A 17,743-nucleotide genomic window follows, 5' to 3' on the forward strand; every position below is an offset into this window, starting at 1 on the left:
CCACCAGCGATCATGAAGATCATCATTCTGGGCGCCGGCCAGGTGGGCGGCACCCTGGCCGAAAACCTGGCCGGGGAGCGCAACGACATTACCGTCATCGACATCGACGGTGAACGTTTGCGCGAACTTGGCGACCGGCTCGACATCGGCACGGTGCAAGGCATGGGCTGCTACCCCTGGGTACTCAAGGAAGCCGGCGCCGAAGACGCCGACATGCTGATCGCCGTCACCAACTCCGACGAAGTCAACATGGTCGCCTGCCAGGTCGCCTACAGCCTGTTTCGCACGCCCTCCAAAATCGCCCGCATCCGCACCGCCCACTACACCACCCGCGCGGACAAACTGTTCAACGAAAACGCCATCCCCATCGATGTGATCATCAGCCCCGAGCAGGTGGTGACCGATTACATCAAACGTCTGATCGAACACCCCGGCGCTCTGCAAGTGGTGAACTTCGCCGGCGGCCGGGTGCAACTGGTGGCGGTACGCGCCTACTACGGTGGCCCGCTGGTGGGCAACGAGCTGCGCGAACTGCGCAAGCACATGCCCAACGTGGACACCCGCGTGGCGGCGATCTTCCGCCGCAACCGGCCGATCATTCCCGAGGGCAACACGGTGATCGAGGCGGACGACGAGGTGTTCTTCATCGCCGCCAAGAACGACATCCGCGCGGTGATGAGCGAACTGCGGCGCCTGGAGCATAACTACAAGCGCGTGGTGATCGCCGGTGGCGGCAACATCGGCTACCGGCTGGCGAAGAGCATCCAGCACCGCTACAACGTCAAGATCATCGAACGTTCACCGGCGCGCGCCGAATGGCTCGGCGAAAAACTGCAACACACCGTGGTGTTGCAAGGCCCGGGCACCGACCGCGACGAGCTGCTCAAGGCCAACATCGAAAACACCGACGTGTTCTGCGCGCTCACCAACGACGACGAAGCCAATATCATGGCGTCCTTGCTGGCCAAGCGACTCGGCGCCCGCAAGGTGATGACCCTGATCGCCAACCCGGCTTATGTGGATCTGGTGCAGGGCCACGACATCGACATCGCCATCTCGCCGCAGCAGTCCACCATCGGCAGTCTGCTCACCCATGTGCGCCGTGGCGACGTGGTCAACGTCTATTCCCTTCGGCGCGGCGCCGCCGAAGCCATCGAGGCGATCGCCCATGGCGACGCCAAATCCTCCAAGGTGGTGGGCCGGGCGATTGAAGACATCGACCTGCCCGAAGGCACCACCATTGGCGCCGTGGTGCGCGGCGAAAAAGTCCTGATCGCCCACGACGACATCGTGATCGAACAGAACGACCACGTGATTCTGTTTTTGATCGACAAACGCCGCATCCGCGATGTGGAAAAACTGTTTCAGGTTGGGTTTACCTTCTTCTGATGAAGTCACGCTTGCACGCAACACGCAACACGCGACACGCAACCCCACTGCGTGACGTCGCGCGTGCCAGCGTGCAGCGTGCAGCGTGTCAGCGCGGGGTTATTCCATGCACTTCGCCCTGATTTCAAAAATCCTCGGCCTGTTGCTGATGCTGTTCAGCTTTACCATGCTGATTCCAGCGGGGGTGGCGTTCTGGTATCAGGACGGCAGTATGACGCCGTTTATCAGCTCGTTCGCGATCACTTTTCTGTGCGGGCTGGCGTTGTGGTTGCCGTTTTTGCGTGCCCGGGCGGAGCTTCAGCCCCGCGACGGTTTCCTGGTGGTGACCTTGTACTGGACCGTGCTGGGCATGATCGGCGGCTTGCCGTTTATGCTCAGCCCGGAGCTCAATCTGAGCTTCACCGACGCCATCTTCGAATCCATATCGGGCTTCACCACCACCGGCTCCACCGTGCTCTCGGGGCTCGATTACCTGCCCCGGTCACTGCTGTTCTGGCGCGCGCTGTCCAACTGGCTGGGCGGCATGGGGGTTATCGTGCTGGCGCTGGCGATTCTGCCAATGCTGGGCATTGGTGGCATGCAGCTGTACAAAGCGGAAATTCCCGGCCCCAGCAAGGACGCCAAGCTGACGCCGCGCATCGCCGAAACCGCCAAGGCTCTTTGGTACATCTATGTGTCGCTGACCGCCGCCTGCGCGGTGGCATTTCACTTCGCCGGCATGAGCTGGTTCGATGCCATCTGTCACAGTTTTTCCGCTCTCGCCACCGGCGGCTTTTCCACCCACGACGCCAGCATCGGTTACTTCGACAGCGGCCTGATCAACATCATCGCCGCTGGCTTTATTTTTCTGGGCGCGCTCAATTTCTCGCTGTTTTTTGTCGCCTGGAAAGACCGCTCCCTGAGCTCATTCATGCGCGATCCGGAATTCCGCTTTTTTCTGGGCCTGGAGATCGTTTACATCGCGGTGGTGACACTGGCCCTGATTGCCCACGGCACCTATGACGATTCCCGCACCGCGCTGCACCATGCCATTTTGCAAGTGCTGTCGCTGTCCACCGGTACTGGTTTCGTCAGTGCGTCGATCGGCACCTGGCCGACGTTCGTGCCGTTCCTGCTGATTCTTTCCAGTTTCATCGGCGGCTGCGCCGGCTCCACCGCCGGTGGCATGAAAGTGGTGCGCGCGGCGCTGGTGTTTCATCACAGCCAGCGCGAACTGCGCCGCCTGATCTATCCATCCGGCATTTTCGTACTGCGCTTCGGCGCGCGCTCGGTGAACGACAAAGTGCTGCAGGCGGTGTGGGGTTTTGTCGGCGTCTACATCACCATTTCGGTGTTGTCGGTGATCGCCGTGACCGCCAGCGGCGTGGATTTCACCACCGCCATGTCGGCGGTGGCCGCCAGCATCAACAACATGGGCGCCGGTATCGCCGGCATCAGCGGCAACTTCGGCGATTTGCCGACGGTAACCAAGTGGGTGCTGTGCGTGGACATGCTGCTCGGCCGCCTGGAAGTATTCACTATTCTGGTGCTGTTCATGCCCATGTTTTGGAGACAATAGTTCTGGCGCCAATAAACGTCAGCAAGCCGGCGGCGCCAACCGGTAGGTGCGCTCGGCGGTATCGTGGAACAGAGCCCGCTTTTCGCTTTCGCTGGCGTCGGCGGCAAGTCGTTTAAAGGCATTCCACAGCACCCCGTACGAACAGGACACCTGATCCACCGGGAAGTTACTCTCGAACATCGCCCGTTCGGCGCCGAACGCCTCCACGCACACCTGAATATAAGGCCGCCAGAGCTCCGCCAAGGTTTGCGAGTCCGGCGGAGCCGATCGCTCACTGAACGCGAAACCGCAGCTGTGCATGCCCAGCCCGCCCAGCTTGATGCGCACATTGGGGCAACCGGCCAGGGTCTCGATTGATCCGCGCCAGTGCTGAAAGACGTCTTTCGAGCGGCCCGCGTAGTCGCCAATACCGAGCACGCCGCCAACGTGATCGAGCACGATCACGGTGTCCGGAAAAGCTCGCGCCAGATCGATGAGGTCATCGATCTGGTGGAAATAGCACCAGCAATCGAAACTCAGCCCGAGCGGGGCCAGCCGCGCGAAGCCCTGCCGAAATTCCGGATCAAGCAGCAGTTGCGGCGGCACCACCCGGCGGGTGGTGCGAATCGCTGGGTCCGGATCCCAAACGCTGGACTGGCGAATGCCCCGGAAATAGCCCTTGCCCGCCTCGATATGAGCCTGCAGGACCGTCTCCACCGCCGCCCCCTGGCGCAGATCCGCATGGCCGACGATCCCAGCGCAAACGCGCCCGCGGCTGGCCTCGGCGAAGCCACGCGCGAACACCGTTTCGCCTACCGGCCGCAGCGCCTCATCGCCGCTGGCGTAATACCCTTCGCTGCATTCCACGAACACGGTGGCGCGCACGTTGTGGCCAGAATTCAGATCGGTCTCGATCTCACCGCCCAGGTACACCGGGCGCGGCGGCCCCCAGAGATGATGATGCGGATCGATGATCGCCCGCTCAGGCTCAAGTACCGGCTCACGGTGGCGGGCCAGCCAGGCGGTGTCCGGGGCGGGCAAAATGACTTTGCGGCTTTCGCTATTGGCGGTCATGGTGGTGTCCTGGAGTAGATAGCGGCCTTGGGCGGCCTCGGACTGCTCTCAAACAGCAAGACTCTTGACCCGCAACCAGGAAGGGCGCTTGATGGCAGCCCTGACATGCCCGGCGGCGGACAGCCCCGCACGCCAAGGCGCGGAAGCCATGGTCCGCTTCTCCGCCACTGCGAGCCCGACACAAAAACATACTCCGCGGTATCTTGCCGGTCCAGCATCCTCACGGGCTCGGCCGCCGCGCCACATGACGAGGACAGCCGATGAGCGACCTGATCCAATACCAATGCCAAGAAGGCATCGTCACGTTGACACTGAACAGCCCGGAAACCCGCAACCCGATCTCCGATCACGACATGATCGAGGCTTTGCTGGCGGCGCTGGAGCGCCTGGAAACCGACCCCGACGCCCGCGTGGCGATCCTCACCGGGGCCGGCAGCGCCTTCTCCAGCGGCGGCAATGTGAAAAAAATGGGCGCCGCCGGCGGCCTCAATGACACCCTGCCGGTGAAGACCCGGCTCAACTATAAGCACGGCATCCAGCGCATTCCCCTGGCGTTCGAAAAGCTCGAAGTGCCGGTAATCGCCGCGGTCAACGGCCCGGCGGTGGGCGCCGGCTGCGACCTGGCGTGCATGTGCGATCTGCGCATCGCCGGCGAAAGCGCCTGGTTCGCCGAGAGCTTCGTGAAGCTGGGGATCATTCCCGGCGACGGTGGCGCCTGGTTGCTGCAACGGGTGGTGGGCTTTTCCAAAGCCGCCGAAATGGCGCTCACCGGTGATCGCGTCGGCGCCCAGGAAGCGCTGGCCTGCGGCCTGGTGTCCCGGGTGGTGCCCGACGACCAGTTGCTTGCCGAAGCCCGCGCCCTGGCCGCGCGCATCGCCGCCAACCCCACCCACGCGGTGCGCATGACCAAGCGCCTGCTGTGGGCCGGCCGTTCCCTGCGCCTGGACGCGCTGCTGGAAATGTCCGCGGCGATGCAGGCCCTGGCTCACGCCACCGGTGATCATGGCGAGGCCATCGCCGCGTTCATCGATAAGCGCGAGCCACGCTTCACCGGCGAATAACCGGCTTCCACGCGGGGCCCCGCGCCCCGCTCCTTCCCCTTCCCACGATCGCCCCCATGACCCAGACAGTGACCGACGAACTGATTCCCCTGCATCGCCAACCCGGCTTCCCGCCTTTTGTCACGGCACGTCTGTTCGCCTCGCTGGCGATGCAGATTCAGGCAATCATCGTCGCCTGGCAGGTCTATGCGATTACCAAGGACCCCCTCACCCTCGGCTATGTGGGATTGGCCCAGTTTCTGCCCATGGTGATTCTGCTGTTGCCCGCCGGTGATCTGGTCGACCGCGTCGATCGGCGCCTGCTGCTGCATCTGAGCTGGGCGGTTCAGGCGCTGTGCAGCGCCCTGCTGATCGGCCTGTCATTGCGCCCACCGGAGCACGCCGGCCCGTTCTACGCGGTGCTGGTGTTGTTCGGCGCCGCGCGCGCCTTCACCGGCCCGACCCTGCAAAGCCTGTTGCCGCAGATTGTTCCCACCCCGGTGCTGGGGCGGGCCATCGCCCTGAACTCCTCGATCATGAAAATTTCGGTGATTGGCGGGCCGATGCTGGGCGGGCTGCTCTACACCTTTGGGGCGACGCTCTCTTACAGCGTGGTGCTGTTGTGCTTCGCCATCGCCATCGTGATGCTGTTTTTCGTCAGGGTGCTGTACAAGGGCGAACGGGTGGCCACCCAGAGCACCGCTTGGGCTCGCTTTACCGCCGGCATTGTGTATATCCGCGACAAGCCGATCATTCTCGGCATTATTTCCCTGGATCTGTTCGCGGTGCTGTTCGGCGGCGTGGTGGCGCTGCTGCCGATCTACGCCGACGAAATACTGCATGTCGGGCCCGAAGGGTTGGGCGCGCTGCGCAGCGCCATTGCGCTGGGCGCGTTCGTGATGGGCTTGTATCTGGGCATGCGGGCGATCCGCCGCCGCGCCGGGCTGGTGATGTTCATCGCCGTGGCGGTGTTCGGCGTGGCCAATCTGGTGTTCGCTTTGTCGGTGAACTTCTGGCTGTCTTTCGCCGCCTTGTTCGTCGCCGGCGCCGCCGACATGATCAGCGTGTATGTGCGGCTGACCCTGTTGCAACTGGCCACGCCGGACGAAATGCGCGGCCGCGTGAACGCGGTGAACATGCTGTTCATCGGCGCCTCCAACGAACTCGGAGAATTCGAATCCGGGGTCACGGCGTCCTGGTTCGGCACCGTGCCGGCGGCGGTGATCGGCGGGGTTGGCACTCTCGCGGTGGTGGCGACCTGGGCGTGGGCTTTTCCATCGCTGCGCAAGGTGAACCGCATCGAGGATGTCGCCCGGCAAACGCCGGGCGCCTGAATCACCGGCCCAGGGATTTGCCGAGATAGATGCGGTGGTAACCGTTCTCCTGGCGGCGCTGCAACTCCCGGTAGCCACGCTTCTGGTAGAACACCAGGTTTTCCACCATCGCCTCGTTAATGTACATATGCACTTCGGTCAGGCCGGCCTGAGCGGCCAGATCCTCGGCCAGCCTCAGCAATCGCATGCCGGTGCCGTGGCCCTGGAAATCCGGGTCCACCGCCAGATTATTGAGCAACAGGGCGTCGCCCTCTTCCTCGGCCACCAGCACGCCGTGCAATGTCCAGCCTTCTTCCGCCACCCATACCAGCTGGCGCGCGATCACCGCCTTGTAATCATGGCGCATCGGCGCCGGCGGCATGCCCATGCGCGCCACATAGGGCTGATAGGCCCGCATCACACAACGGGCGATCGCGCTGGCGTCCTGCCGTCTGGCGGGACGCAGGGCAATCACTTGCTCCTTATCCATGGCTGCTCACCACTCCCTTTCCACCCACCCAAAGTGTTACTGCCAAAGTGCGATTCTGGCCCCTGGACGGGGCGGGAATCAAGGCGCGCCGACGCTGTCTTTGACTCGAAGGCAAAGACCGGGCGAAACGATTTGCGGTTGAGAACGGGCACATTACCAGGCCGACCCAACGGCATGCCGCTTACCGATTTGGCTCAGGAAATCAGCCGCTTGCGCGCTGGAACGTGGGAGCAGCCGGGGGGAGTAGACCATGAATAAAAAAGGCGGCGGGTAGCCAGTACCCGCCGCCGAGCGAAACGCCAAGGCAGAATCGAAATCAGACGATGTTGTTAACGCGGCGACCATCGCGGAACAGTTGATCCAATTCACCTTCGTAATAGGCCTCCACGCGCGGGTTCATAATCCGCTTCCACAAGGGCGGAACCAGGGCCAGGACGTACATGGCCGCGTAGCCGCCCGGCAATTGCGGGCTCTCCTCGTAATGCCGCAGCACCTGGTAGCGGCGTTTGGCGTAGGCGTGGTGATCGCTGTGGCGCTGCAGCTGAAACAGGGCCAGGTTGGTCAACAGATAGTTGGAGTTCCAGCTGTGCGCCGGCGTGACCCGCTCATAGCGGCCTTTGTCGTTGACGCGCCGGTGCAAACCGTAATGCTCGATGTAGTTGATCACTTCCAGGGTAAAGGCAGCCACGAAACTCTGGGCCAGGAAGAACAGCACGCCCATCCAGCCGAACGCGAGGCCAAAGGCGAGCGTGAACAGGGCGGAAATAGCGTACCACCAGATCAGCTCATTGGCGGCGCTCAGGTTCTTTTTACCCTTGCGCTCCAGGTACTGCTTTTCCAGCTTCCAGGCATTCAGGAAGTTGTGCTTAAAGGCGCGCGGCAAAAACTGATACACACTCTGATCATACCGCGAGGAGGACGCGTCTCCGGGGGTGGAGACATGCACGTGGTGGCCGCGCACGTGCTCCACCTTGAAGCCGGCGTAGGTCACCGATGCGAGCAACAGGCCGCCCATCCAGTTTTCCAGCTTCGCATCCTTATGCACGAACTCATGGCCCAGATTGATGGCGATAATGCCGCCCACGGTGCCGATGGAGACGATCCAGCCCAGCGCGCCGAACCAGGAATAGCCGTTATTGACGAACACCCAGCCGGCGTAAAACAGCGCGCCGAACCAGACAAAGCCCATCAGAAACAGAAAGAAGGTGTACAGCCGCTCGCCGCTCAGCGAGGGCACCTGGACCTGCTCGTCCGGGTTGGAAGGGTCCTTGCCGATCAGATAATCCAGCAACGGAATGATGCCAAACACCACGAAATACAGGAACCACGCCCAGTAGTCCTGAGTACCGGTGTCACGGCCCACCAGGGCACTGAACGGCAGCAACGGCAACACCAGGGCCCAAAACCCCAGATACCCCCATTTTTTTATTTTCAGCATGGTATCGGAACGCATGGTCGCAAACATGACTTTCACCTCTTCGAGGAAAGTGACAGTGAACAATGGCAAGTTATCAGAATTGCCTGAATTGTCAAACAACTCAATTAGTGACACTGCTCTAAGCCGCAACCATAATGGCGTGACCAACAAGGAGCGGACATGACCCTGAAAGCGGTGAGCCTCAGCGAACAGATCGCCGAGCACCTGGCGGAAGAGATCATTCTGGGGCGGCTGGCGCCCGGCGAACGGCTGCCGGAAACGGACCTGGCCAAGCAGCTTGATGTGAGCACTAACTCACTTCGAGAGGCCTTTCGTGTCTTGGAGAAGCGCCATTTGATCGATCTGCAGCCGCGGCGGGGCGCGCGCGTGTGCGAGGTCAACGAAGAGCAGGTCAACGACCTTTATGAGTTCCTGTTTCTGCTGCTCTCACACCTGGCGGCGGAGGCGGCCCGGCACTGGCAGCCGGGGGAAATCGAGGATCTGGCGGCGATGCTACCGGAACTGACCCGCCACTATGAAAACAATGACATGCGTGGCGCCCACCGGCTGGCCTTCCGCTTCGTCGACATCGCCACCCACCGGTTTGCCCGCAACCACTATCTCGCCGCCGACATCACCGACCTGGTGCCTCTGCTCAAGCGCTTCTCGTACATCGCTCTACAAGAGGAAACCACCGAGTTCGATGTGTCCCTGAAAATCTTCCAACGGCTGCTGGAAAACGTGCTCAACCGCAACCCCGAGCAAGCCGCCGCCGACATCCGCGAATACGGCGACAACCAGCGCCAGATCGTACTAAGGGCGATCGTCAAACGTGGCTCAGCCTGACGCTGGCACGCTGGCACGCTGGCACGCTGGCACGCTGGCACGCTGGCACGCTGGCACGCTGGCAGAAAAAAACCATCGCCGAAAGGCGATGGTTTTTTTTCTGCGTGTAGCGCAAAGCGCGTGCGCATAAGTAACGCAAAACGCCCCTCAGCGCCCGAGAATATCCCGGGCAATGATTTCTTTCATGATCTCACTGGTGCCGCCGTAGATGCGCTGAATACGTGCGTCGACGAAATCCCGGGAAATCGGATATTCCTTCATATAACCGTAGCCGCCGAACAGTTGCAGGCATTGATCCGCCACCTTGCCTTGCAGTTCGGTGGTGGTGAGTTTGGCGATGGACGCATTGGTGGTGCTCAGTTCGCCACGCTCGTACTGATCGATGGACTGGGCGCAGAATGCGCGGTTGACCTGTACCTGGGCGTGCAGTTCGGCGAGCACGAAGCGGGTGTTCTGGAACTTGCTGATCGACTGCCCGAACGCCTGCCGTTCCTGGGTGTACTGCACGGTGCGTTCGATCATTCCCTCGCAGGCCGCCACCGCGCCGAGCGCCAGAATCAGCCGCTCACGGGGCAGTTCGTTCATCAGATTGAAGAAGCCCTTGCCTTCGCCACCGAGAATCTGGTCCACGCCCACTTTCACGTTTTCGAAGAACAGCTCCGAGGTGTCGGCGGCGTGGTGACCCATTTTTTCCAGATTGCGGCCGCGCGAGAAACCGGGCAGGGAAGCGTCCACGGTGAACAGGGTCACGCCCTTGGCGCCGGCGGTGGGGTCGGTCTTGGTGGCGAGCACGATCACGTCGCAGTGCTGGCCGTTGGTGATGAACGTCTTCTGGCCGTTGATCACGAAACCGTCGCCGTCTTTGTCGGCGCGGGTTTTCATGCCCTGCAGGTCGGAGCCGGCGCCCGGCTCGGTCATGCCCACGGCGCCCACCGCTTCGCCGCTGACCATTTTCGGCAGCCAGGTCTGTTTCTGCTCTTCGCTGCCCAAGTGCAGAATGTACGGCGCGACGATGTCCGAGTGCACCGACATGTTCGAGGCAAGCGCGCCAAAGCCCAGGCGCGAGGCCTCTTCCACCATTACCGCGGAAAGGCGGAAATCGGCGCCGAAGCCGCCGTATTGTTCCGGCACGTCGACACACAAAAAGCCATTCTCACCGAGCAGGTTCCACAATTCCCGGGGAAACTTCTCGTCCCGTTCCCATTGGTCGTAATGCGGGGCGACTTCTTTTTCCAGAAACTTGCGGACGTTGTCGCGGAACAGTTCGACCTCGTTGTGATCAAGCATGGTTCACCTTTTCGTTGAAAGCGGAGTGGGCGGGAGTGCTCCCACCGGCCGGGCGACTATGGTAACCATCGGTGGCGGCGCGGTCGCCTGCCAGACGTAACCGGCCGGTCACGCGTTTCTGGCCATCAGGCCGCCATCCACCGGAATCACCGCGCCGGTCAGGTAGGAGGCCGCCGGTAAACAGACGCTCAGGGTCATGTGGGCGATCTCCTCGGGTCGGCCATAACGGCGCAACGCGGTGCGCCGGCGGGCGAACAGCGCCTTGTCGGCGGGATCGATAAAGCCGGTCATTTCCGTGTCGATGGGGCCGGGGCACAGACAATTCACGGTGATCCCCAGTTTACCCAGGTCCACCGCCAGAGCCCGGGTGAAGCCCGCCACCCCGGCCTTGGCGGCGGCATAGGCGCTGTTGCCGGGGGTCGCGCCGAGCGCCTCGGTGGAGGCGATGTTGACGATACGCGGGTGCGCGGCCTGACGCAGGTGGGGCAGCGCGGCGCGCACCATCGACTGCTGGGCGGTCAGCAACACGGCGATGGCGCTGTGCCAGACCCGCCCGTATTGATCGTCTTCCAGCGCCGCGAAACCGGTGACGCCGGCGTTGTTGATCAGAATGTCGAGGCCGCCGAAGTGGCTGGCCACGCCGTCGACCACGGCGCGCACCCGGTCGTCGTCGGTGACGTCCAATGCCCAGGCGCGCGCCTCATGGCCCTGTTCGCACAACGCCTCGGCCACCACCCGCGCGCGCGCCGTGTCCCGATCAGTGACCGCCACCCGGGCACCCTGTTCGGCGAACACCCTGGCGGTGGCGCGCCCCATGCCGCTGCCCGCACCGGTAATCAATACCACCGCGCCGGCCACCGACCGGCTCAACGTTGTGTCTTCCGCCATTGGCTTTCTCCTCGTCGCGGCCGGCCGTGCCCGCTTCGCCAGGCCGGGGTCAATCGATCCAGCTCAGTGCCCGCTCCAGCAATCTCACGGTGCTTCGGTGTAAGCGCTCACCTACTTCCCGGGGCGCCTGACCCGCGCAGGCGCGGGCGTAGGTGCCCTCCAGGATCAGGGCCAATTTGTAGCAGGCCAGCACCGCGTACCAATGAATCGACGAAACGTCGCGGTGCGAGTGCGCCTGATAGTGGCTGACCAGCTCCCCGGCATCGGGAAAGCCGTCCCACGGCGACACCGTCAGCCCTTCCACCACCGCTTCGCCGTGCTCCGGCCAGGTCGCCAGCAGCCAGCCCAGATCCAGCAGCGGATCGCCCACGGTGGTCAGCTCCCAGTCGACGATGGCGGCCAATTCGGCGCTGCGCGGTCGGTAGAGCACGTTGGAAAAATGGTAATCGCCATGCAGGATGCCCGGCTCGAATCGCGCGGGCAGGTGGTCTTGCAGCCAGCGGGCGATGCGTGCCACGCCGGGCAGGGCGCCGGCGCCGGGCCAGCCCTTGAACGCCCGATAGCTCTCCAGTTGCCGTTGCCAGCGATCCACCTGGCGTTCCAGATAACCCTCCGGGCGGCCAAAGTCCTGCAAACCCACCGCCCGATAATCCACCGCGCCCAGCGCGGCAATGCCCTCCACCAGGGCCAGCCCCATGCGACGGCGCATCGCCGGATCGTCGGCGTGCGGCGCCGGCAGGCCAGTGGTCGGGTTGAAGCCATCGATCGGTTGCATCAGGTAGAACGATACGCCGAGCACATCCTCGCCGGCGCAGGCGGCCAGCAACCCGGGATGGGGAACGTCGGTGTCGGCCAGCGCCGCCAGCATGGTCATTTCCCGGCGCATGGTGTCATTGGAGCCGGCCCGGGGATGAGCGGGCGGGCGGCGCAGCACGTACTCGCGATCACCACGGCGGAAGCGCACCAGAATGTTCTGCGTGCCACCGGCCAGCACGGCGGCCTCTTCAATGGCGCCCTCGCCCAGGCCCTGCTGGTCCATCCAGCGCGCCAGGCGGTCGAAATCGATCCGTGCCAGTCGATCATTCATCGGCGGTTGCTCGCTATAGGTGCCGGGCCGGCCCTTTTAGGTCATTTGGATAAGCTGTATTTTTTTACGTGTCGGTGGCATCGTTGTCAATATGAACTCATCGCTTCCCCAACCCCGTCCCGGCGCCCGCGAGCAGATCAAGCGCGCCGCTCGCAACCTGTTCGCCGAACGCGGCATCGACGGCGTCACCGTGCGTGAAATCGTCGAAGCGTCCGGCCAGAAAAACCACGGCTCCCTGAGCTATTACTTCGGCACCAAAGAGGCGCTGGTGCGCGAACTGGTGGCCGATGGCGCCGGCCTGATCAATCTCCGCCGGCATGCCATGCTCGATCAACTGGAAGGGTCGCAGGCCGGTTTTGGCATCCGCGAAGTGGTGGAGGTGCTGGTCTATCCGTCGATCCACCTTACCGATGAGCAGGGCGAGGAAGACCACGGTTATGTGCGCTTTATCACCCTGCTCAGCATGAGCCACCGCCGGTTGTTCATGGAGGCCCTTGAAGAGGGCCTCAATTCCGGCTACCTGCGCTGCCTGGAGCACCTGCGCCGCTTGATGCCGGAGATCCCGGCCGCGGAGCGCAACCAGCGATTCATCTTTATCAATGTCTATCTCAACGGGGTGATTTCCGCCCGCGAAGCGGCTTTGGCCGAACACACCCGCGCCCAGCGGAGCTGGGCCTCCGAGTACACCACCCGCCACTTTATCCACACGCTCACCGCCATTCTCGAGGCGCCGCCCAGCCTGTAAGAGGTCGGGTTGCGCGGCCGCGAAAAGCTGTGTAATGATCCTTAGGTCAATTATTTTATCCATATGACCTAGGGCGGCACAGGCCGCTCCGCAGCGGAGAAAGGCGATGTCGGACCCTTTGGATTTCAGCGGCAAGACGGTGCTGGTGGTGGGCGGCTCCAGCGGCATCGGTAACGGCATCGCCCAGGCGTTTCGTGCGCGCGGCGCCCGGGTCCATGTGTGGGGCACCCGTGCCAGCGCGGCGCACTATCGGGCTCAGGCCGCGCCTCGCCAGGCCGGGTCTGGCCAGACCGGGTCTCGCCAGACCGGGTCTCGCCAGACCGGGTCTCGCCAGACCGGATCAGACCTGACAGGCCTGCATTACGATCAGGTGGACGTCAGCGATGCCGGCGCCATTGAGCGCTATGCCGCCCCCTTCGAGGCGCTGGACGTGCTGGTGCTCTCCCAGGGCGTGGTGCGTTATGGCCAGGCCGAGTTTGAAAGCGCGCCGTTTCGCGATGTGGTCGAGATCAACCTGAACAGCGTCATGACCTGCTGCATGCGCTTCTATCCACTTCTGAAAAGCACCGGTGGCAGCGTCATTACGGTCAGTTCCACCGCCGCGTTCCATTCCACTCGCGGCAATCCGGCTTACAATGCATCCAAAGCCGGCCTGGTTGGCCTTACCCGCACGCTGGGTGAAGCCTGGGCCCGTGACGGCGTGCGTGTTAACGGCATCGCGCCAGGCTTCGTGGCGACCAAACTCACCGAAGTGACCACCCGCGATCCGGAACGCACGGAGAAAGCGCTGCGGCGCATTCCGCTGCGCCGCATGGGCACGGTTGGCGAGATGGCGGGCGCCGCGCTCTTTCTCGCCTCGCCGCTGGCCAGTTACGTAATCGGTCAGACCCTGCCAGTGGACGGAGGCCTGGTTCTTGGCGGCTGACCGCGCCCTGCAATGGAGACACTGATTCATGGCCAAACTGTTTGTGGTACGACACGGGCAAGCCTCTTTTGGCGCCGAGGATTACGACGCCCTTTCCGATCTGGGGCGCCAGCAGGCACGCTGGCTGGGGGATTATTTCGCGGAACGGGGCATCCGCTTTCAACGCGCCATGAGCGGCAGCCTGAAACGGCAGCGCGACACCGCCCGGGAGATTCTGTATCGCACCGAACTGGGCGAGCCGGAGCTGCAAACCGAGGCCGGCCTCAATGAATACGACGGCCATGCCCTGTATCGCGGTTTCACCGGCAACAGCGACATTGCCGCCCATCAGAAACGGGACGCGGTGGATTACTGGCGCACGTTCCGCGCGGCCTATCAGGGCTGGGTCACCGACGAACTGCGCGGCGAGCACGAAAGCTGGGGGGAATTTGGTGAGCGTATCGAACAGGCCGTGGCGCGGCTGTGCGAAGGCGCCACACGGGAAGACAACCTGCTTCTGGTCACCTCCGGCGGCGTAATCGGCACCGCGATCAGCGGCATTCTGCGCACCGATCCGCTGTCCGCCATCGAGTTGAATTTTCAGTTCCGCAATACCGCGTTTTGCGAAATCGTCATCGCCGGCGAGCGGCGCCGCCTGATTACCTTTAATGCTTTGCCGCATCTGGATCGCCCGGACCGGAGGCAAGCGATTACCTCGGTCTGAGCGTCCCGATCCCTTCGATTTCCCTTCCGACCCCGCCACTGGCCAGTGCCTCCCCGGCCCGGCCAGTGGCCCGCTGATCGCTCGCCGGCAACCGCCGCCAGCGCGGCGAAGCGCGGACCTGCCCAACCTAAATAACCGCCAGACATTTAGCGCACGCCCCGGAAATCGTCGTAAGCGACGATAGCAACGCGAGCCGGAAACCTTATCGTGCATAAAGGAAGTTCCGACTGAAAAGGAAACCGATCTTACCCGACCGGGCGAGGGCGAGCGCTCCTCCGGATGACCATCAAGAATGGCAAAATGCTTGAGGTATTCATCATGCAAAGAACAACAAAACGCGCCACCGTATTGCTGTGTGCTCTTGGCTTTTTTTGCGTCTCCTCAGTGGCCCTGGCAAGCACCACGCTGCGCTATGCCACCGGCTACCCGCCCGGCTCCCTGCCCGCCGACGCGGCACAGGAATACGCAAAGAAAGTGGAGCAATATTCCGATGGCGAACTGAAGCTGAAAGTCTATGCGCTGTCGCTTCTCAATGCCTCGGAAACCTCCGACGGTATTCGCAGTGGCATCGCCGACGGCGGCTATCTGCTGACCGTGTATTTCCCGTCCATGTATCCGCACACCAATCTGGTCAACGAGTCGTCAATGCAATTGTCGTTGTTTGATCAGGACCAGTTGAACGGTAAAGGAGCGCTGGCGTTCGAAGGGGCGATGGCGGAATTCACGTTCTTTCACTGCCCGGAATGCTTGAAGGAATATCAGGATCAGGGCCAGATCTATACCGCCAACGCGGCCAGTTCCAGCTATGGATTGCTGTGCAACAAGCCGGTCACCAATGAGGCACAACTGAAAGGGAAACGGCTGCGGGTGGCCGGCTCGCACTGGTCGCGCTGGTCTGATCGCTTTGGTGCCACCTCCATGTCGATGACCATCAACGACACCCTGGAAGCGCTGAGCCAGGGCGTGATTGACTGCACCATTTCGTCCGCGCCGGAGCTGATCAACCTGGGCCTGCTTGAAGCCGTCACCGACATCACCATGACGGTGCCCGGCGGCGTTTACGCCGGCGCCAACGCCGGCAGTTTCAACCTGGGCAAATGGCGTGGGCTGAATGAAAACCAGCGCCAGGCGATTCTGCGCGCCGGCGCGTACTTCACCGCCGCCACGCCGTGGAGCTATCTGGAACTGGAGCAGGAAGCCTTGCGGCGCGCCAAGGAAGGCGGCGCCACGCTGCACCAGGCCGACCCGGCGCTGGTGCAGGCCTCCCGGGAATTCACGGAAAAAGATCTCAACACCATCATCGCCTATTACAAGGACAAACACGGTGTGGAACGCGGTGAAGAAATGCTGAAAACCTTCAAGGAACTGCTGACCAAATGGGTCGGGCTGGTTCAGCCGGTGGACAGCCTGGACCAGCTTGAAACCCTGTATTGGGACCAGGTGTTCTCCAAGGTGGACGCCAAAACCTACGGCATGGAATAACCCTCTGACCCGGTGCCGGCGGCGCTCGCGCGCCGCCGGCTCAGCGTTGCGGCCGCACCGAGACGTCGCTGCGCAGTGAGTTGGCGATGAAGCAGTTGCGATGGGCGCTGTCATGCAGCCGGTTCAGCGTCTGCTCGTCCACATCCTCATCGAACACCGCTTTGGGGCGCAACTCGATCCGGGTAATCGCGACGCGCCCCTGGGCATCTTCTTGCACGGTGCCAAAGGGGCGATCCACATAACTGAGCACTTTCAGCCCCTTCTTCGCGGCGATGGCGAGAAACGTCAGCATATGGCAACTGGAGGTGGCGGCGATCACCGCTTCATCCGGATTGACCCGATTGTTGCTGCCGAGGAAATCCGGCGAAGCGGAAGCCTGCACCACCTCGCCGCCGGCGAAGGTCCACTCGTGGGCCCGATCAAAGGTGTCATGGTCGAAGCGGGCGGCCGGGGCCAGATGCCAGGCCACCGTAGCGGTGTGATCACTCATCGCGGTTCTCCTTAGCAAGCACTGGTTCCACCATGCTACCGGCCACCGCCGCTGGCAATACCGATTCGTGTCAGTGTTTGCCGGCCCGCGGGGGGGCCACCGTGACGTCTTCGCGTTCCTGTTCGGCCGGTTCTTGCGAGGGCGTGTCTTCCTCGCGAATCAGGTACTGCGCCACCACGGCGGCCACCCGTGGGCTGTACAGCAGAGCGCAATGGCCCAGACCTGGCATCGGCCTGTTCTCGCGGGCGTCATCCAATATCGCGGTGCCCGCGGGCATAACGAAGTTGTCCATGGTGGAGTAAAGGCAATAGAAGCGGGCGCCACCCGGGCAATCGCCGCCCTCCGCCAGTTCGGTGAGAAAAGGGCTGCGATAGCGCATTTGCGCCGCCGCCCCGCGCGCCGGAAACAACGCTGAAATGCGTGTGCCGTAATGCGGGCTGCCCAGGGTAATGACACGATCGATCTTGCCGGCCAGGCCCAGGTTCTTGATCGCATAGCGGCTTAACGGCCCACCCATGGAGTGACACACCAGATCGGCTTTGTCGGCGCCGGTGGCGCGCAGAATGCGCTCCACATGACGCGCCACCTGGGCGGCCAGCTTGCGGGCGTTGATGTGTGGCGGGGTGTAGCTCACCGCGTAAACGTTGGAAAATCCGGCGCGCCGCAGACGCCATTGCATCCACAGAAAATTGGCACTGTTGCCGCCATAACCATGCACCAGGATCACCGGGCGCTGGCCGGGGCGCCGGGAACGGGCCGGCGAGGCGTCGTGAAACAAACGCAACGGATAGGTCGCCATCAGAAAAGTCAGGCTGGCGGATTCCAACAGCATGGCGCGCACCACCGCCGCCGCCTTGAGGGTTTCCGGCTCCTGGTCTTGAATCGGTTCGGGAAAGTTTCGCCGATCAAAATGCCAGACCAGAAAAAAAGCCAGGGTCACGTAGGTGGGGATCAAAGCCATCACCACCAGCGGTATCAGTAACCAGATCATCGGCAAGCTCCAGGGTCCGACCATGCCAGGCGGGAACCG

General features: G+C 62.9%; 17 protein-coding genes. 9 read left to right on the forward strand and 8 right to left on the reverse strand.

The window, feature by feature from the left end:
* Positions 1-12 precede the first annotated feature (12 nt).
* A complete protein-coding gene (trkA, locus tag CGS25_RS00400; protein ID WP_089033981.1) occupies positions 13-1,389 on the forward strand; it encodes a Trk system potassium transporter TrkA in 1,377 nt (458 codons plus the stop codon).
* A gap of 106 nt (positions 1,390-1,495) precedes the next feature.
* Positions 1,496-2,947: a TrkH family potassium uptake protein gene (locus tag CGS25_RS00405; protein WP_089033980.1), complete on the forward strand. Its 1,452-nt coding sequence runs from the start codon at positions 1,496-1,498 to the stop codon at positions 2,945-2,947.
* Between the two features lie 18 nt (positions 2,948-2,965).
* On the opposite strand, the gene CGS25_RS00410 is transcribed toward CGS25_RS00405, so the two are convergent.
* Positions 2,966-4,000 carry an amidohydrolase family protein gene (locus tag CGS25_RS00410; protein WP_101674202.1) on the reverse strand — a complete coding sequence of 345 codons (1,035 nt, stop codon included), beginning with the start codon at positions 3,998-4,000 and terminating at the stop codon, positions 2,966-2,968.
* Positions 4,001-4,260: 260 nt separating this feature from the next.
* Here CGS25_RS00410 and CGS25_RS00415 point away from each other — a divergent pair, with 260 nt between their 5' ends.
* A complete protein-coding gene (locus CGS25_RS00415; protein WP_101674203.1) occupies positions 4,261-5,061 on the forward strand; it encodes a crotonase/enoyl-CoA hydratase family protein in 801 nt (266 codons plus the stop codon).
* A 56-nt stretch (positions 5,062-5,117) separates the two neighbouring features.
* Positions 5,118-6,374: an MFS transporter gene (locus tag CGS25_RS00420; protein ID WP_101674204.1), complete on the forward strand. Its 1,257-nt coding sequence runs from the start codon at positions 5,118-5,120 to the stop codon at positions 6,372-6,374.
* A 1-nt stretch (position 6,375) separates the two neighbouring features.
* On the opposite strand, the gene CGS25_RS00425 is transcribed toward CGS25_RS00420, so the two are convergent.
* Both CGS25_RS00425 and CGS25_RS00430 read right to left on the reverse strand, forming a co-directional pair.
* Complete coding sequence (locus CGS25_RS00425; RefSeq protein ID WP_101674205.1) at positions 6,376-6,843, reverse strand: GNAT family N-acetyltransferase; 468 nt, start codon at positions 6,841-6,843, stop codon at positions 6,376-6,378.
* Between the two features lie 316 nt (positions 6,844-7,159).
* Positions 7,160-8,308 (reverse strand): alkane 1-monooxygenase, encoded by a 1,149-nt coding sequence (locus CGS25_RS00430; protein WP_101674206.1) that lies wholly within the window; start codon positions 8,306-8,308, stop codon positions 7,160-7,162.
* 132 nt (positions 8,309-8,440) lie between these two features.
* Between CGS25_RS00430 and CGS25_RS00435 the strand changes: the two genes are divergently transcribed.
* The gene (locus tag CGS25_RS00435; protein WP_101674207.1) at positions 8,441-9,106 is read left to right on the forward strand and encodes a GntR family transcriptional regulator; all 666 of its coding nucleotides are present in this window, start codon (positions 8,441-8,443) and stop codon (positions 9,104-9,106) included.
* A 147-nt stretch (positions 9,107-9,253) separates the two neighbouring features.
* Here CGS25_RS00435 and CGS25_RS00440 read toward each other — a convergent pair whose 3' ends face one another.
* From CGS25_RS00440 to CGS25_RS00450, 3 genes are all read right to left on the reverse strand, one after another.
* Complete coding sequence (locus CGS25_RS00440; protein ID WP_101674208.1) at positions 9,254-10,393, reverse strand: acyl-CoA dehydrogenase family protein; 1,140 nt, start codon at positions 10,391-10,393, stop codon at positions 9,254-9,256.
* A 108-nt stretch (positions 10,394-10,501) separates the two neighbouring features.
* A complete protein-coding gene (locus tag CGS25_RS00445; protein WP_101674209.1) occupies positions 10,502-11,281 on the reverse strand; it encodes an SDR family NAD(P)-dependent oxidoreductase in 780 nt (259 codons plus the stop codon).
* A 49-nt stretch (positions 11,282-11,330) separates the two neighbouring features.
* A complete protein-coding gene (locus CGS25_RS00450; protein ID WP_101674210.1) occupies positions 11,331-12,368 on the reverse strand; it encodes a phosphotransferase family protein in 1,038 nt (345 codons plus the stop codon).
* Positions 12,369-12,459: 91 nt separating this feature from the next.
* On the opposite strand from CGS25_RS00450, the gene CGS25_RS00455 reads away from it, so the two are divergent.
* From CGS25_RS00455 to CGS25_RS00470, 4 genes are all read left to right on the forward strand, one after another.
* Positions 12,460-13,113, forward strand: a complete 654-nt coding sequence (locus tag CGS25_RS00455) for a TetR/AcrR family transcriptional regulator (protein WP_101674211.1) — start codon at positions 12,460-12,462, stop codon at positions 13,111-13,113.
* Positions 13,114-13,219: 106 nt separating this feature from the next.
* Positions 13,220-14,038, forward strand: coding sequence for an SDR family NAD(P)-dependent oxidoreductase (locus CGS25_RS00460; RefSeq protein ID WP_101674212.1), 819 nt, complete (start codon positions 13,220-13,222; stop codon positions 14,036-14,038).
* Positions 14,039-14,066: 28 nt separating this feature from the next.
* Positions 14,067-14,741, forward strand: a complete 675-nt coding sequence (locus CGS25_RS00465) for a histidine phosphatase family protein (protein ID WP_089033968.1) — start codon at positions 14,067-14,069, stop codon at positions 14,739-14,741.
* A gap of 300 nt (positions 14,742-15,041) precedes the next feature.
* On the forward strand, positions 15,042-16,223 hold the full coding sequence (locus tag CGS25_RS00470) for a C4-dicarboxylate TRAP transporter substrate-binding protein (RefSeq protein ID WP_232802173.1): 1,182 nt from the start codon (positions 15,042-15,044) through the stop codon (positions 16,221-16,223).
* Between the two features lie 40 nt (positions 16,224-16,263).
* Here the strand turns inward: CGS25_RS00470 and CGS25_RS00475 are convergent, their stop codons facing one another.
* Positions 16,264-16,713: an OsmC family protein gene (locus CGS25_RS00475; RefSeq protein WP_089033967.1), complete on the reverse strand. Its 450-nt coding sequence runs from the start codon at positions 16,711-16,713 to the stop codon at positions 16,264-16,266.
* Positions 16,714-16,783: 70 nt separating this feature from the next.
* Positions 16,784-17,704, reverse strand: coding sequence for an esterase/lipase family protein (locus CGS25_RS00480; protein ID WP_232802174.1), 921 nt, complete (start codon positions 17,702-17,704; stop codon positions 16,784-16,786).
* Between the last annotated feature and the right edge of the window lie 39 nt (positions 17,705-17,743).

It is taken from the genome of Alloalcanivorax mobilis (assembly GCF_002864685.1).
In the GTDB taxonomy this organism is placed as follows: Bacteria; Pseudomonadota; Gammaproteobacteria; order Pseudomonadales; family Alcanivoracaceae; genus Alloalcanivorax; species Alloalcanivorax mobilis.